Origin of the sequence: Pedobacter frigoris (genome assembly GCF_032678645.1) — a bacterium.
Classification (GTDB): domain Bacteria; phylum Bacteroidota; class Bacteroidia; order Sphingobacteriales; family Sphingobacteriaceae; genus Pedobacter; species Pedobacter frigoris_A.
This window is the reverse complement of sequence record NZ_JAVTSP010000003.1, coordinates 202393-218402: the sequence shown is the minus strand read 5'-3', so window position 1 is coordinate 218402 and position 16010 is coordinate 202393. Positions and strand designations below refer to the sequence as shown.

Annotated in this window: 13 protein-coding genes; 7 read left to right on the top strand and 6 right to left on the bottom strand. The window is 41.4% G+C overall.

The features are described 5' to 3' along the window. The first annotated feature begins 197 nt into the window (after positions 1 to 197). Positions 198 to 2165, top strand: coding sequence for a (E)-4-hydroxy-3-methylbut-2-enyl-diphosphate synthase (gene ispG / locus R2Q78_RS11460; RefSeq protein ID WP_316791960.1), 1968 nt, complete (start codon positions 198 to 200; stop codon positions 2163 to 2165). Between the two features lie 3 nt (positions 2166 to 2168). Here the strand turns inward: ispG and R2Q78_RS11455 are convergent, their stop codons facing one another. Genes R2Q78_RS11455 through R2Q78_RS11440 form a run of 4 tightly spaced genes read right to left on the bottom strand, consistent with a single transcriptional unit; the run spans position 2169 to position 5203 of the window. Continuing rightward, entirely contained in the window at positions 2169 to 2786 is a 618-nt protein-coding gene (locus R2Q78_RS11455; RefSeq protein ID WP_316791958.1) for an RDD family protein, read from the bottom strand. Continuing rightward, positions 2787 to 3722: a LiaF transmembrane domain-containing protein gene (locus R2Q78_RS11450; RefSeq protein WP_316791957.1), complete on the bottom strand. Its 936-nt coding sequence runs from the start codon at positions 3720 to 3722 to the stop codon at positions 2787 to 2789. It abuts the gene before it with no gap. Between the two features lies 1 nt (position 3723). Then, positions 3724 to 4494, bottom strand: coding sequence for a PspC domain-containing protein (locus R2Q78_RS11445; protein WP_316791955.1), 771 nt, complete (start codon positions 4492 to 4494; stop codon positions 3724 to 3726). 19 nt (positions 4495 to 4513) lie between these two features. Beyond that, positions 4514 to 5203 carry an SDR family oxidoreductase gene (locus tag R2Q78_RS11440; protein WP_316791954.1) on the bottom strand — a complete coding sequence of 230 codons (690 nt, stop codon included), beginning with the start codon at positions 5201 to 5203 and terminating at the stop codon, positions 4514 to 4516. 128 nt (positions 5204 to 5331) lie between these two features. Between R2Q78_RS11440 and R2Q78_RS11435 the strand changes: the two genes are divergently transcribed. From R2Q78_RS11435 to R2Q78_RS11420, 4 genes are all read left to right on the top strand, one after another. Further along, positions 5332 to 6066, top strand: a complete 735-nt coding sequence (locus R2Q78_RS11435) for an ABC transporter permease (protein ID WP_316791952.1) — start codon at positions 5332 to 5334, stop codon at positions 6064 to 6066. Then, positions 6063 to 6815 (top strand): ABC transporter ATP-binding protein, encoded by a 753-nt coding sequence (locus tag R2Q78_RS11430; protein WP_316791949.1) that lies wholly within the window; start codon positions 6063 to 6065, stop codon positions 6813 to 6815. Before R2Q78_RS11435 ends, R2Q78_RS11430 begins: the two co-directional genes overlap by 4 nt. A gap of 13 nt (positions 6816 to 6828) precedes the next feature. Beyond that, complete coding sequence (locus tag R2Q78_RS11425; RefSeq protein WP_316791947.1) at positions 6829 to 7713, top strand: class I SAM-dependent methyltransferase; 885 nt, start codon at positions 6829 to 6831, stop codon at positions 7711 to 7713. Between the two features lie 388 nt (positions 7714 to 8101). Then, positions 8102 to 9160 (top strand): hypothetical protein, encoded by a 1059-nt coding sequence (locus R2Q78_RS11420; RefSeq protein WP_316791945.1) that lies wholly within the window; start codon positions 8102 to 8104, stop codon positions 9158 to 9160. A 102-nt stretch (positions 9161 to 9262) separates the two neighbouring features. Here the strand turns inward: R2Q78_RS11420 and R2Q78_RS11415 are convergent, their stop codons facing one another. Then, positions 9263 to 9739: a DUF6702 family protein gene (locus tag R2Q78_RS11415; protein ID WP_316791943.1), complete on the bottom strand. Its 477-nt coding sequence runs from the start codon at positions 9737 to 9739 to the stop codon at positions 9263 to 9265. Between the two features lie 69 nt (positions 9740 to 9808). Between R2Q78_RS11415 and R2Q78_RS11410 the strand changes: the two genes are divergently transcribed. Together R2Q78_RS11410 and R2Q78_RS11405 are read left to right on the top strand one after the other, a co-directional pair. Next, the gene (locus R2Q78_RS11410; protein WP_316791941.1) at positions 9809 to 10393 is read left to right on the top strand and encodes a HupE/UreJ family protein; all 585 of its coding nucleotides are present in this window, start codon (positions 9809 to 9811) and stop codon (positions 10391 to 10393) included. 8 nt (positions 10394 to 10401) lie between these two features. Next, positions 10402 to 12729 (top strand): M1 family metallopeptidase, encoded by a 2328-nt coding sequence (locus tag R2Q78_RS11405; protein ID WP_316791940.1) that lies wholly within the window; start codon positions 10402 to 10404, stop codon positions 12727 to 12729. Positions 12730 to 12876: 147 nt separating this feature from the next. Here R2Q78_RS11405 and R2Q78_RS11400 read toward each other — a convergent pair whose 3' ends face one another. After that, positions 12877 to 15852, bottom strand: coding sequence for a DNA gyrase/topoisomerase IV subunit A (locus R2Q78_RS11400; RefSeq protein ID WP_316791939.1), 2976 nt, complete (start codon positions 15850 to 15852; stop codon positions 12877 to 12879). Between the last annotated feature and the right edge of the window lie 158 nt (positions 15853 to 16010).

Genomic DNA, 16010 nt, shown 5'->3' with positions numbered 1-16010 from the left:
TATAAGGATAAAGGGTACCCCTACCCTTACAAACTGCTTTTAAGCCCCTTATAAATCCCTTATCAGCTAAGTCGCTGTCTATTTCTGGTGTCGCTTAACTTCGATTTAAGTCAATTTAGAAGGGGTAGAAATATTGCAGTTCCAGAATGTAAAATTGTTCTGATTAGATGCTTATCTTTGTACCATATCAGTAAGCAATGGAAGAAGCAGTTGTTCAAAGTGTATTAAAAGGTGGATATTGTAATAGCCTCACCCAATATTCAAGATTCTTAACACGGGAAGTTAGTATTGGTGATATCCCTATGGGCTGCTTAAATCCCATTCGCATCCAGTCTATGACCACCACAGATACCATGGACACCATCGCTACCGTTGAGCAAACCATCAGAATGGTAGAATCCGGATGCGAATATGTACGCATTACAGCACCCAGCATGAAGGAAGCTGAAAACCTGGCCAACATCAAGAAAGAGCTGCGTTCTCGTGGATATCATGTTCCTTTAGTAGCTGATATTCATTTCACCCCCAATGCTGCTGAAGCTGCAGCGCGAATCGTAGAAAAAGTAAGGGTAAACCCGGGTAATTATGCCGACAAAAAGCGCTTCGAAAACATAGACTATACCCAGCAGGCCTATCAGGCAGAGCTGGAACGCATTTATAAAAAGTTCACCCCACTTGTAAAAATCTGCAAAGAATACGGCACAGCCATGCGCATTGGAACCAACCATGGTTCCTTGTCGGACAGGATTATGAGTCATTATGGCGATACGCCACGTGGTATGGTGGAATCTGCTATGGAATTCATCCGCATGTGCGAAGACCTGAATTATTACAACCTGGTGATTTCTATGAAGGCCAGCAACACGCAAGTAATGGTGCAGGCTTACCGTCTTCTTGTTGAAACCATGGTAAAGGAAGGCATGAACTATCCTTTGCACCTTGGAGTTACAGAAGCTGGAGACGGTGAAGACGGCCGTATTAAATCGGCTGTCGGTATCGGCACTTTACTTGAAGATGGTCTTGGCGACACCATCAGGGTTTCTTTGACGGAAGACCCTGAATTTGAAGCACCAGTGGCTAAAGCGCTTGCACTCAGATATGAGAAACGAGCGACTGAAACTGTGAAAGAAGAAAGGGAACAGATCAACATCGGACAGCTTCCATATAATCCGTTCGAATATCAGCGCAGACACACAGATCCTGTGCAGCATATCGGCGGACATCATCATCCTGTAGTAATGCTGGATGTTTCAAAAGAAAACCTGAAAGATCCTTATTTCCTAGCCTCAGCAGGTTATAAGTACAGTGCTGGTCTGGATAAATACAATATGGCCGATCAGGCCTGCGATCTTGTTTACCTCGGTGATGCTTTGCCTTCTTTTTCTTTCCCTGGAAACCTGAAGCAGATCTATAATTACCCGACCTGGCTTACACTGAAGGATAAAACCAACTGCCACCCGCTGATCAGCTATAAAGAGTTTATCTGTACTGAGGTCAAAGACTCCTATTTAAATCTCGTTAAAGTCAATCCGGCTGAAGTGGAACAAATAGACGCCGCCGCTTTAAAGGACAATAGCATTTTGGTTTTGGAAACAACAGCCAGTCATGGCATGGCAGAACAACGGGAATTCTTCGTTTCACTCATCAATAAAAACATTACTGTTCCGGTAATCATTAAAAGAGACTATGCCGCACTAAGTGCCGATGACCTGATGTTATATGCTGCTACCGACCTGGGTGCGTTATTAACTGACGGTATGGGTGATGGTGTATGGATCAATGCAGGTCATTCGATTGGTCTCTCTCTGATCAATTCTACCAGTTTTGGCATCCTGCAGGCTACCAGAACAAGGATTTCTAAAACAGAATACATCTCTTGCCCAAGTTGCGGCCGCACACTGTTCGATTTGCAGGAAACCACGCAAATGATCCGTTCACGCACAGATCATTTGAAAGGGATCAAGATAGGTATTATGGGCTGTATCGTTAACGGACCTGGTGAGATGGCTGATGCCGATTATGGTTATGTTGGAACCGGCCCTGATAAGATCACCTTATACAGGGGAAAAGAGGTAGTTAAAAAGAATGTGAATTCAGCCAATGCTTTAAATGACCTGATTGATTTGATCAAAGAAGACGGCAACTGGACTGAATCGGCAAAATAAACGCTAGATCAACCTGTCTTTTACGACCAGGGTATCCGCGATCATGTCGTGAAAACACTGCTGCTTTTTATTGAGGAAACTGTAAAGGTAGCCAAAGAAAAAAGGTGCTGTAGAAATGATCTTTGCAAGATTCCGTCCAAATGAATTGGCCACTGAAATTTGATTGCCTCCCAGATCAGTTACTTTGATGTTCAACAGCTTTTTACCTATTGTAGCCTGTTGCGAAGAAGCCTCGGCCATACTGCTGTAGATAAATTTAGCCATAGGCACTAAAGGTAACCCTCCAAAAGCCATCGCCATACGCGCGGCCTTATCTTCTACAAAAACAAAACCTAAAAGAACCAGAAGTATATACCCTAAGGTCAGCAGGAAATAATCTATGGCAGATGCAAGTAAGCGCTGGTCAAAGGAAGCAAAATATTGTGGAGCGGTCTTTTGATAGGTAAAACCAAGAAGCTCACGCAATTCTGGGAATTCGTGAGCTTCTTTATAATCGTCCATTCCTGGTATTCTGATAAAAGTACCAGTATGAATGCCTAGTGTTTTTAATTGTTCTAATTGGTACGGCCCCTGCGGTTTACCATCTATAACAACTGTATATTGAATATGTTGATCATCCATTTATTGCTGATACCTCTGAACCTCAAAGTTACTCAATCCGCCATCTAAATTGATAAAAATCTTTTTAGTCGACGCTTTGTAATTGGGGGTTTCATAAGTACCATTATCCAGTTTGGTAAAACCTGTAAAATCTTTCGATGACAAACCTGTCTTGGTCTTTATCCTGCAGCCTGAGCCCTCCGGAATATTCAGTTTCACATCGGCCACACCAGTTTTCACATTGATGTCTGTTATCGGCAACAAATCTCCAAACTTAATGTCCAGAGCAGCTGCCCCGCCATCAAAATTAAAGGTCCTTACTTTATAGCCTGAAAGGTCAAAATCAACCTCACCGGCGCCCATATTCATATTAATTTCCCAGTTAGGATTGGTATTCAGATCAAAATCTACATCGTTCCCACCGTCACCCATGTTCCATTCACTTTTACCCTTCATCTTGAAAAAGATAGAGGTCACACTATCCTGTTTCATCGTTTCCAAAGAAAACTTACCGGCTTTATTCTGGACTCTTGCCTCAATCAGGCTATCCGTTGAGCCCTGAAGTTTAAAAGATGTTCCTCCACCTGAAATATTCAATACTGTTTTTACCGCTGTGGAATCGTCATAAGGATGAGAGAAAGTCAGGTCCTCATAGTCTCCGCGGTCGATGTTCATTTCACTTTCTACACGGTCAACGATTCTATTGTCAGCCGGCGGACGCTGCCCTTTAAAGAAGAGCAGTATAAGTGTTATAATGAGTATTCCCAGAGATACTATCCCGCCAATCTGTGATTTATTTTTATTGAACAAGATATTTACTCCTGCAATGATTAGAAAGATTGGCCAGAACCGCCAAACACTACCCCAGTAAAATTCGATGAAATGAAAGTTTTCTAAAAGAAGTACGCCACCTATAAAAAGCAGTACAATACCCCACATTATTCTATCCAGTTTCATATTATATGTCTCTTTTAGTGAATCTATCGTCTATTTTTGGTCCTTCCTGACGCGGTTCTTCATTAGGAACGTCAGCTACCGGAGTGTCAGTTACAGGAGCCTCCGCTACTGGAGTATCTGTCGGCTGTTCCGAAGGAGTTACGGGATTGGTATCACGACTACGTATATCTGCATACATATCTTGCTCCTGCTGTCTCTTCCATTGCTCCCATGCATTTTTCTTATTGGCCTTCAGAATAAAACTCACGCCTATGGCAACAAATACCAGGGGCCATAATTTACCCAAGCTAAACCAGAATGGAATGAAGTTGAATTCATTCATCAGGAAATAGATACCAATTACCAGCAGGAACATTCCCCCTACCGTACGTCCGGTTTCATTATTCTTCTTAAAAGGCTGAAAGTCTTCCGGTTTTGGTGCAGCTTTAAAACCACCGTCATTTACAGTCGACGATGTCCATCCCTGACCAGTACCCGTACTTCCAGGATTGCCTGAAGGCTGTGAAAACGGATTGGGGTTGGAAAACGGATTATTTTGCTGTCCCTGATAAAAATCGTTAAACCTTGAAAACCTCCTTGTCGGGTCATTATTTACCGGCACCACAATCCACATGATCAGGTAAACCAATATTCCTGTACCCACTAAAAAAATGGTGGAGAGCACGAACAGTAACCTGATTATCGTTACATCCACCTCCATGTATTCTGCAATCCCTGAAGATACCCCAGCAATCACTTTCTCATGCTCATTCCTAAATAATCTCTTGTCCATAATATATGTCCTCCTTTGTTTAAAATTGTAAGGGTTTTATCGTCACCTCATCAACATTCACACCACTACTTAAATTTAAGATAGTATGTATGGTTTTCGCAATATCATCAGGCTGTACAAAACGTTCATGCGGGATTGCTGTTCCTTCCCAGGATGAAGTTAATGTAGATCCAGGCAAAATTGCAGTTACCTTAACGTTGTATTTCGATAACTCTTCCCTAAATACATGATTAAGACTAAGCAACGCCGCTTTAGTTACACTATAGCTACCTGCATTTTCAACTATTTGTTTACTCGCAATAGAACATATGTTGAAAATATGCCCTTTCTGTTGCTCCCGCATCATTTTCCCGAAAAATTTGGACAGGTAATAAACTGCATTGAGGTTCAGATTAATCTGCTTTTCAAACTGATCATCAGCCTCATCCAGCAGCAGACCGGGTAAATATATACCGGCATTATTGACCAAAACATCGATGCTTTCAAACTCCTGCTGAACAGCATTACAAAAATCATAGACCTCAGTTTTGATGCTGCAATCTGCGCGATGAGTAAATATCCTTGCATTCGTATGTTTAAGGTCCTGTGCCACTTGTTCGAGTTCGTCTACATTCCTGGAGCACAGTGCAAGATTATATCCTGTTTCTGCCAGCTTTACCGCTATAGCTTTTCCTATCCCACGGGTAGCACCTGTAACGATCGCATTCATAATTAAGTTTCTTATTTGTCGCAATTATACAAAAAGACACGCATAGAAAACTTTGTGGCCAAGAAGTTGTTAGAAAATTGTTTCTTTGTAATAATATTGCACAAATACTATAGCTAATTTTTTACTGAATGAATTTCACCAATTTTGGAAAGTATCTTCTCTTATTAAAAGCGGTATTTAGAAGACCTGAAAAATTTAAGATATATCTAAAGGCCATTTTTAAACAAATGGACTTTATCGGCGTGGGTTCTTTGGGACTGATCGCGATCATCTCTACCTTTATTGGCGCTGTAATGACGTTACAGATTGCCTTCCAGCTGGTCAGTGATTTTATTCCAAAAACGATCATTGGCTCGGTAAACAGAGATTCAAGCATCCTGGAGTTAAGTCCTACGATTACTGCTATTGTACTCGCAGGAAAAATTGGCTCAGCCATTTCTTCTGAAATCGGCACCATGCGTGTAAGTGAGCAGATTGATGCGCTGGAAATCATGGGGATCAATTCCCCGGGTTATTTAATTCTCCCAAAAATACTTGCAGGTATTACTATGGTCCCGCTATTGGTGATCATGTCTATGTTCTTAAGCATCGGCGGAGGATACCTGGGCGGAACGTTATCCGGTGCAGTTTCTCCGGCTGAATACATTCAGGGAATTACTACAGATTTCAATCCTTACACAATTGTTGTGGCCCTGGTGAAAGCATTTGTGTTTGGCTTTATCATTACTTCTGTACCTGCTTACGAAGGTTTTTACGTTAAGGGCGGGGCATTGGAGGTAGCACAGGCCAGTACACGTGCTGTTGTGGTGAGCTGTATTTCTATTCTTGCCTGTGACTATATCGTAACCCAGTTATTACTATGATCGAGATCAAAGACATCTACAAGTCGTTTGGCGACAATGAAGTACTAAAAGGAATCTCTGGCAAGTTTGAAGCCGGGGTAACCAATTTGATTATCGGAGGCTCAGGTTCCGGTAAAACTACTTTGCTGAAATGTATGATCGGACTACATCACCCTGAACAAGGGAGCGTAGAATACGACGGACGCGAGTTTACGACCATGAATTTCGAAGAAAAGATCGAGATCAGGAAAGAGATCGGTATGCTTTTTCAAGGTTCTGCCCTCTTTGATTCCATGACTGTGGAAGAAAACATCATGTTTCCTTTGAACATGTTTACCGAACAATCCCGCAAGGAAAAACTGGAACGTGTAAACTTCTGTCTGGAACGTGTAAACCTGGAAGGCAAAAATAAACTCTTCCCTGCTGAACTATCAGGAGGAATGAAAAAACGTGTAGGAATTGCACGTGCAATTGCCATGAATCCAAAATACCTATTTGTAGATGAGCCAAATTCAGGTCTGGACCCTAAGACTTCCATCGTAATTGATGAATTGATTAAAGAGCTGACCGAAGAGTACAATACCACCACTATTGTCGTAACACATGACATGAACTCAGTAATGGGCATCGGGGATTATATCCTTTTTCTTCATGAAGGAAAGAAATTCTGGGAAGGTTCTAACAAAGAAATTGCACATACTGAAATTCAGGAACTAAACGATTTTGTCTTTGCAAGCCGCTTTATGAAAGCAGCTAAAGGCAAATTTTAATATATTTTATTTTATGATAAGCCTGCTTACCCCCACGCACTGGAAAGACTATGAGTTGCTTGATTGTGGTGATTTTGAAAAATTAGAACGCTTTGGAAATCTAGTATTATCCAGACCAGAGCCTCAGGCGGTGTGGAAAAAAACACTATCTGAGCAAGAATGGAAAAAAGCGACACACATTCGCTTTAAAGGACGTTCTGCCACTTCCGGTGAGTGGATTAAAAACTCAGCACACCTGCCGGACAGGTGGAACGTGGAATATAAAAATGATGATGTAACCATCAATCTTCGTCTGGGACTCACTTCTTTCAAGCATGTAGGTGTGTTTCCGGAACAAGCGGTAAATTGGGATTATATATCTTCATGTATCCGCAAATTCAAAACGCCAAGCCCTAAAGTCCTTAACTTATTTGCCTATACAGGCGCCGCGTCATTAATTGCCAAGGCCGCCGGAGCAGATACTACTCACGTAGACTCGATCAAACAAGTGGTCAACTGGGCTAACGAAAACCAGGAGCTTTCTAAATTGAAGGATGTGCGCTGGGTAGTGGAAGATGCCTTAAAATTCGTTAAAAGAGAGCTGAAAAGAGGCAAAAAATACAACGGGATTATCCTCGATCCTCCTGCTTTTGGACATGGCCCTAATGGCGAAAAATGGAAACTGGAAGATCATATACAGGAAATGATGCACGATGTCGTGCAATTACTTGATGAAGAGGAACACTTCCTGATCTTAAACACTTATTCATTGGGATTTTCTTCTGTAATTGTAGAAAACCTGATTAAAACATCTTTCCCTCAGGTAAAAAACCTGGAAACTGGAGAACTATACCTGCAGGCAACTTCGGGGACTAAACTCCCGCTGGGTGTATTTGGCAAATTCAACAAGTTTAAATAAAAAAATAAAGCGTCGGGGACCTAATCCGACGCTCTCAAACACACCTAAACCCAGTAACACCTTACTGAACTAAGTTTCTTTCAAGCGATTTAAAAAGGAGCTTCCGGAAGGGCTCCGGAAGCATTCCTATCAACTTAAACCAACCAAATTTATCTTTATCATCCTTACCATGTCCACGGTCAAAGGAATTATTTAGAATCATTTCAAATAACTCTGCAAGTATAGTAAGTTATTTAGAATAATTCCAAACAACTTGAATAAATATTTTAATATATCGTTGCTGACTAATTTTTAATTCGTTCTAAGAATGGTATACTTGTATGATTTTAAAATTATCAGGTCAACAACTAATACTTTAATATCTTACCATAAAAAACACAATAATAAAATGAAACTATCTCACCTAGCAGGGATGCTTTTAGTTGGAGCTGCATCATTCGGTATTTTTACCAGTTGCTCTTCAGAAGCTAAAAAGACAAACGGAAAAACTACTAAAACGGCAGCAGGAGGCGACTCGACCTTAACTGAAACAGAAGGCGAAAATGAAATTGCACGAGAACCCATTGATACCGCCAAATACAATGCATTGATTAAGAAAAATGCAAACGGAGATACCACCGGAAAATGGCCGGTAAAAAAACAACCTTATCCACTTGCGGGTGCGATTCTTCCTTTCAAACGTATTGTAGTTTTTTATGGCAATCTTCATTCTAAAAAAATGGGCGCACTTGGAGAATATGCACCTAAGGAGATGTGGAGAAGACTGAACTCTGAGATAAAAAGATGGGAAAAAGCAGACCCTTCCACCCCTGTTCAGGCTGGAGTACATTACATTGCAGCAGTAGCCAGCGGCACTCCGGGAAAAGATGGAAAATACATCAACAGAATGGCCAACAGCCAAATTGATTCTGTATTAAAGATTGCGAAAATGCAGCCAAATACAATTGTATTTTTAGACTTACAGGTAGCACTGAGTAATATCAAAGCAGAATTGCCACACATTGAAAAGTATTTGCAGTTACCGTATGTACATCTGGGGATAGACCCCGAATTTTCTATGAAAGACGGTTCGCTACCTGGTAAAAAAATAGGCACTTATGATGCTGCAGACATCAACTATGTGTCCCAATACCTTGCAGATATGGTTAAAAAATACAACCTGCCTCCAAAAGTATTTGTAGTACACAGATTTACCAGAAAAATGGTAACCAATTCTCAAAACATAAAATTGCGTCCGGAAGTTCAGATAGTAATGCACATGGATGGATGGGGTGAGCCTGATCTGAAGATCGGAACATACCGTCACTTCATTTATTCTGAACCTGTACAGTTTACCGGATTTAAATTGTTCTTTAAAAATGATTTGAAGAAAGCACCTAACCGCTTAATGACACCGGAAGAGTTGTTGAAATTAAAACCAGCACCGATTTATATTCAGTACCAGTAACTTACTGTTTAATGACCTGCGGACATCTAAGCCCGCCATCATCTCGAGTGAAACGAGAGATCTCTTGAACTATAATAAACAAGAGATCTCTCATTTTACATCTCAAAATGAAAAATCAACCTTGCTGTTCGGATTATCTAATTTAGTACTCTTCCTCTTCCCTCCTACAATGGCATGAATCATATTGATCTGCGTTTCATGTTGCTCATAGAGAATATCATTTTGTACACTTATCGTTTGTACTGGAGCTAGTGGCACTGTTTCAAAATAACACCAGGCAGCATCTTCCTGTATTTCATAGCCCTGATATTTTAAAATAACAGCTTTACCATTTGCTTTAATCTTCAAGTGATCTGTCAGATATGCTGAAATCAGCAAATCAAGCTGCTTGCGATCCCTGGGTTTTAGAATATTGACCCTCGTCTTATAACGTTTATCCAATGCCTTTTCAAAATCATCAAAGAAAACACGTACGCTCACCTGTACCGTTTTTGTTTTCACATTTTGCTCTATTTCAGTAACGCTGACATAGAATGGATGGAAGAGGTTTAAACAAAAGAACAAAATGAACTGGAACATAATTGACTTTTTTCGATGTAAATTAAGATATTGCTTGAAATTCGAATCAAAAATATGAATTAAACACCAATGCAAGATTTTAGTCTCTATTTTAATCTCGGCTGGCACCATATTCTAGACTGGCAAGGTTATGATCACATCATCTTTTTACTCGCACTATGTGGCATCTATACAATGGCCGACTGGAAGAACGTGCTGATTTTGGTAACAGCCTTCACCATAGGTCACAGCATTACGCTTGCCCTTAGTGTTTTAAATGTAGTAAGCATCAATACTGCACTCATAGAATTTCTGATACCAGTAACCATCCTGATCACGGCAAGCTCCAATATCCTTGGCAAAAAAAAACAGCCAAAAAACATCAGGCTTAAATACACTTTAGCACTATGTTTTGGTCTCATCCACGGCATGGGCTTTTCCAACTACCTCAAAAGCCTGCTCGGCAAAAGCACCAGCATTGTATCTGAGCTTCTGGCATTTAATCTGGGACTGGAATTTGGACAGGTAATTATCGTAACCGGCGTGCTGATCATTTCTTTTGTACTCATCTGGTTTGTAAAAATTAAGCGATGGGACTGGAATTTCTTCCTTTCATCGGCTATATTTGGTATCTCGTTTATCATGGCCGCAGAACGGCTGCCAGCAATTTTTTAATTTACATCATGAAGAAAGCTTTACTTCTGTTTGCAGCGATGGTGCTTAGTGCTTCAGGCTTTGCGCAATTACTAAACAATCCGGGTTCCAATCACGGAAATAAATTTGAACAGCTGGGAACCATTTTATCCGATCCAAACTCTTATCGTTCGGCATCAGGCGCTCCAGGACCTGCATACTGGCAGCAAAGAGCAGATTATGACATCAATGCAGAGCTGGATGAAAAAAACTTGAAGCTTACCGGCTCAGAAACCATCACTTATTACAACAACTCCCCTGATCCATTGAGTTATTTGTGGGTACAACTGGATGAAAACCAGCACAAAGCAACCAGCGACAATAAGCTTACCGAAACCAGTAAAATGACGGATAAAATGAGCTATAAGGATTTGGATGGTATTATCAGAAGCGAGAACAATCTTGGTATAAACATCATCAAAATTACTGATGAGAACGGCAAGTCCATTCCTTATGTGATCAATAATACCATGATGCGCATAGACCTCCCTGTTACACTAATGCCCAAAGGAAAATACAAAATCAAGATCTCATGGAACTATAACATCCCTGACCGCATGACTGTAGGCGGAAGAGGCGGATACGAATATTTTGCTGAGGATGATAATTACTTATTCACCATGACACAATGGTTTCCTCGCATGGCTGTATATTCTGATTTTCAGGGCTGGCAAAACAAACAGTTTGAAGGCAGAGGCGAATTTGCACTTGCTTTTGGAAACTACAAAGTGAACATGACTGTTCCGGCTGATCATGTTGTAGGTGGTACCGGAGAATGCCAGAATTATAGCCAGGTACTTAGCACCGCCAGCATGAAAAGATGGAATGAAGCACAATCTGCTAAAGTGCCTGTAGAAATTGTCAACCTTAGCGAAATCAAATCGGGTTTATCTAAAAAATCTTCCGCTAAGAAAACATGGACTTATGTCGCAGAAAACGTAAGGGACTTTGCGTGGGTATCTTCACGCCGGTTGGTATGGGATGCCATGGCCACTTATATAGATGGAAAAAAGATCATGGCCATGTCTTACTATGGACCTGAGGCCTATCCTTTATACAATAAATATTCGACTAAGGTTGTTGCCCATACACTAAAAGTATATTCCAAACACACCATTCCGTATCCTTATCCGGTAGCCATTTCTGTTGAAGCAGCAAATGGCATGGAATACCCGATGATCTGTTTCAATTATGGCAGGGCAGAAAAAGACGGTACTTATACCGAAGCCATTAAATATGGCATGATCGGTGTAATCATCCACGAGGTAGGCCATAACTTCTTTCCGATGATCGTCAACTCTGACGAAAGACAATGGAGCTGGATGGATGAAGGACTAAATACATTCTGCCAGTTTTTGGCTGAACAGGAATGGGACAACAATTACCCTTCACAAAGAGGCCCGGCACACAAGATCGTGGATTACATGAAAATGCCTAAGGACCAGTTGGAACCTATCATGACCAACTCTGAGAACATCATCAACTTCGGTCCGAATGCCTATGCAAAACCTGCCACCGCCCTGAATATTTTAAGGGAAACAGTAATGGGACGTGAGCTATTCGACTATGCTTTTAAAGAATACGCAAAACGCTGGGCGTTTAAGCATCCTACTCCTGCCGATCTGTTCCGCACCATGGAAGATGCATCTGCTGTAGACCTCGACTGGTTTTGGAGGGGTTGGTTCTTCAGCACTGACCCTGTTGATATCTCTTTAAATGATGTGCGTTATTACCGAATGAACAGCATGAAACAAGCGTTGGAAAATGCTGAAGACAAAAAGGCTTACGATAAAGACACCAAATACATAGGTCGTGAGCGCAATAAAGCAGCGGGTATTAAATTTGCAGTGGAGCAGGATACCAGTCTTCTTGATTTCTACAACAAGTTCGACCGTTTTGAAGTGAGCAAATCTGCTGATGAGCAGTTTAAATCTTATTATAACTCGCTCTCTGCTGATGAGAAAAAGTTATATGAAAGCAAAAAGAATTTTTATGAACTGGAATTCTCAAATGAAGGTGGCCTTGTGATGCCGATCATCATAGAATGGACATTCAAAGACGGCAGTAAGGAAACCGACAGGATCCCTGCTTATATCTGGAGAAAGAATGAAAACAAGGTAACCAAGGTATTTGCAAAAGATAAAGAAGTAGCATCTGTACAAATAGATCCTTACAGGGAAACTGCAGATATCGACGAGTCCAACAACTCATGGCCAAGAAAAGCACAGCCATCAAGATTTGAATTGTTTAAACAACAACAGGCACCAAGGGGTTCTTCCACAGGAAGCAATCCAATGAGAGATGCCAGGCAGAAGTAAGGCAACTATTTCAGTCTAAAACGCACGTCATCCTGAATTTATTTCAGGATCCCGGATATGCTATGTAGCCGTTCTATTGTGGGATCCTGAAATAAATTCAGGATGACGGCAAGAATAATTAGCTCTTTTTGACAGTACTTTTTTCTATTAAAACAATTTCGTCTGACCTTTATCGTCGATCTCCAGATCTCCCGGATTGGTAATCTCCAGCTTAATTTCTTTTTTTGGTGTAGACCAGGTCTTTTTTGCCGGCTCTTTAGCTGCTGGCACATCTTTCACAACAGGTGCTTCTTTCAACTCTTCAACGGGTTTCTCTACTGGCTCATCCTTTTTCTCTACAGGTGGTTTTTCCGCTATAAAAGCACGTTTCTTAGGAGCAGGTTCTAACTTAGTTTCAGGCACAGCAAGTTTTGTCTTAGCCTCAACATCCTCAGGCTGCACAACAGTCAGATCTGCATCCTCCATCTCGGTCACAATTTCCTCTTCAACGCTTTCCACCGCGTCTTCCGGAGCATCTTCTTTCTCTGTCTCCTCAGATTCAGGAAGTGGTACTTCTTCTTCGTCAGCATCCTTGCTCAAAGCAGGGTCTACCTGATCGTCTTTGCGTTCATCGTCAAGTTCTATCTCCTCATTGTGCAATATGGATATATTTTTAACCTCGTGCTGGGTAAGCCTGTTGCCATTTGCCTTAATCCCCTTCACATCTATAAATTCAGACAATACGATTTCCAAAGTCTCCGGAATCTGCGTTTTGCCTTTCAATACATCTACCGTAAGCACCGCAGCCGGGTTACTGGTCAGATAAAGAAACTTAGAACCATTCTCTTCGCTGATCAGGCTAAACTTCTTGCCCACTGCGATAGACTCAAATACAAAACGCTTGATGAAATAATTCTTTGCTTTACCTTCATACTGAACTACAGCAAAAGGTTTTTCCGGATCAAACTTCTGGATCAGCACCAGGTCTGCATCAAAGTGGTTGCTCAGTTCAAAAGTACTGAGTTCATACCAACCCTCTTTATGTACCTGAAGGATCTTGTCATCTCCATCAAATTCACCAAGATACTTACCACGTCCGTCCACATTCAACCTTCTAAGCAGGTCATCATACCATATTTTCAATCCGGAAAGCGTAGATACACCTTTACTTTTCAGCAATACTTTTTTTATCGGGTATTTAGATACGATATTACCCTGCGATCCGCGTCCTTTGATGGTCACTTCAGCATAATCAATATCAAACTGAAGTTTCTTAAGCTTGGTATGCGGCTTCAGCTGTACCGTAACGATCTCAGCCTCACCATTTGGATTGGCAGTAAAATAAAGCACCTTAGAACCCTTGCTGCCTTTGGTCAGGTCATATTCCTTATCGCGGGTCACGCCCACAACTGCAAAACGCTTGATATAAGAAACACCACTAGAGCCATCTTTATAAATCATGTTATAAACCGTACGCTCGTCGCCTTTCTTAAATACCTGTGCATGCAGAACGCCTTTCCCGACAAAGGTTTTATCAGCCACCTTGGTGATGATACATTTGCCATCTTCCCTGAACACAATGATTTCATCCAGATCAGAACAATCAGCAACGAATTCGTCTTTACGCAACCCTGTACCAATAAAACCATCTTCACGGTTCATGTACAATTTCACATTCGCCAGCGCCACCTTGGATGCCTCCACCCTATCAAAAAGGCGGATTTCAGTTTTACGTTCCCTTCCCTTTCCGTATTTATCCCTTAGTTTCTGAAACCATGCGATGGCATATTCAGTGAGGTGACGCAGATGGTTTTTCACCACTTTGATCTCATCTGCCAATGCCTTCATATGGTCATCCGCTTTCTTCACATCAAAGCGGGTAATGCTACTCATCGGTTTGTCGATCAGCTTCTTAAAATCCTCAGGAAGAATTTCCCTGTAAAGATCAGGCTTGAAAGGATCAAACAAGATATTCAAGACCTCAACAACTGTATCAAAATTCGCAGAGTTTTCATATTCTGCTTTTTTATACATGCCTTCCTGAATGAAGATTTTCAGCAACGAACTAAAGAAGATTTTCTCCTGCAATTCATGAAGCTTAATTTCCAGTTCCTGTTTCAGCAGTGCCTTGGTATGCTGTGTATTTTCTATAAGGATGTCATTCACACTCAAAAACTGAGGTTTTTCACCCTTAATTACACAGGTATTTGGAGAAATAGAGACCTCACACGAAGTGAAAGCATACAATGCATCAATGGTCACGTCAGGGGAAATGCCTGGTGCAAGATGCACCACAATTTCCACGTTAGCAGCCGTATTGTCTTCTATTTTCTTGATTTTTATTTTGCCTTTGTCATTCGCAGACAACACACTGTCTATCACCGAACCGGTCGTCGTACTAAACGGTATTTCGGTAATCACCAATGTCTTTTTATCCTTTTCCGTGATTTTTGCCCTTACCCTGATCTTGCCGCCCCGCATACCTTCATTGTACGCAGAAAAATCGGCCATACCTCCAGTAAAGAAATCGGGAAGGATATTCGGACGGGTACCTTTTAAAACCTCAATGGAAGCATCAATTAATTCCAGGAAATTGTGGGGCATAACCTTCGTGGCCAAGCCTACCGCAATACCCTCCGCTCCCTGTGCGAGCAGCAAAGGAAACTTAACAGGTAAAGTAATCGGTTCATTATTCCTTCCGTCATAGCTCAACTGCCAGGCGGTGGTATCAGGATTAAAAACTACATCATTGGCAAACTTGGACAAACGCGCTTCGATATAACGTGGTGCTGCTGCGCTGTCTCCGGTTACAGGATCACCCCAGTTACCCTGACAATCAATCAAAAGATCTTTTTGACCAATCTGGACCATTGCATCACCGATAGAAGCGTCGCCATGAGGATGATACTTCATGGTATTACCGATCACGTTTGCTGCCTTATTGAAACGCCCGTCATCCATCTCTTTCAGAGAGTGCATGATGCGTCGCTGAACCGGTTTTAAACCATCATTGATGTGTGGTACGGCGCGATCCAGAATTACATAAGAAGCATAATCGAGAAACCAGTTTTCGTAAAGCCCGTTGATAGGAATTACGGTATGTGCATTTTCTTCGTTTATGTTGTTTTCTACTTCGTCGCTCATCAAAAAAGGATTGGATTTTGTAAATATAAGGGTTGAAATGCAATTTAAGAATAGAAGTTTTTAACAGTTATAGTTCGTGTTAATTCCTTTTTGTCTCCTTATTTATGTGAGCGGTTATAACCAGTTCCAGACCCGATTAAAGCCATGTCAGGGTCTTG

Coding starts and splice junctions, on each gene's coding strand:
- ispG (WP_316791960.1), top strand. CDS start 198: ATGGAAGAAGCAGTTGTTCAAAGTGTATTAAAAGGTGGATATTGTAAT.
- R2Q78_RS11455 (WP_316791958.1), bottom strand. CDS start 2,786: ATGGATGATCAACATATTCAATATACAGTTGTTATAGATGGTAAACCG.
- R2Q78_RS11450 (WP_316791957.1), bottom strand. CDS start 3,722: ATGAAACTGGATAGAATAATGTGGGGTATTGTACTGCTTTTTATAGGT.
- R2Q78_RS11445 (WP_316791955.1), bottom strand. CDS start 4,494: ATGGACAAGAGATTATTTAGGAATGAGCATGAGAAAGTGATTGCTGGG.
- R2Q78_RS11440 (WP_316791954.1), bottom strand. CDS start 5,203: ATGAATGCGATCGTTACAGGTGCTACCCGTGGGATAGGAAAAGCTATA.
- R2Q78_RS11435 (WP_316791952.1), top strand. CDS start 5,332: ATGAATTTCACCAATTTTGGAAAGTATCTTCTCTTATTAAAAGCGGTA.
- R2Q78_RS11430 (WP_316791949.1), top strand. CDS start 6,063: ATGATCGAGATCAAAGACATCTACAAGTCGTTTGGCGACAATGAAGTA.
- R2Q78_RS11425 (WP_316791947.1), top strand. CDS start 6,829: ATGATAAGCCTGCTTACCCCCACGCACTGGAAAGACTATGAGTTGCTT.
- R2Q78_RS11420 (WP_316791945.1), top strand. CDS start 8,102: ATGAAACTATCTCACCTAGCAGGGATGCTTTTAGTTGGAGCTGCATCA.
- R2Q78_RS11415 (WP_316791943.1), bottom strand. CDS start 9,739: ATGTTCCAGTTCATTTTGTTCTTTTGTTTAAACCTCTTCCATCCATTC.
- R2Q78_RS11410 (WP_316791941.1), top strand. CDS start 9,809: ATGCAAGATTTTAGTCTCTATTTTAATCTCGGCTGGCACCATATTCTA.
- R2Q78_RS11405 (WP_316791940.1), top strand. CDS start 10,402: ATGAAGAAAGCTTTACTTCTGTTTGCAGCGATGGTGCTTAGTGCTTCA.
- R2Q78_RS11400 (WP_316791939.1), bottom strand. CDS start 15,852: ATGAGCGACGAAGTAGAAAACAACATAAACGAAGAAAATGCACATACC.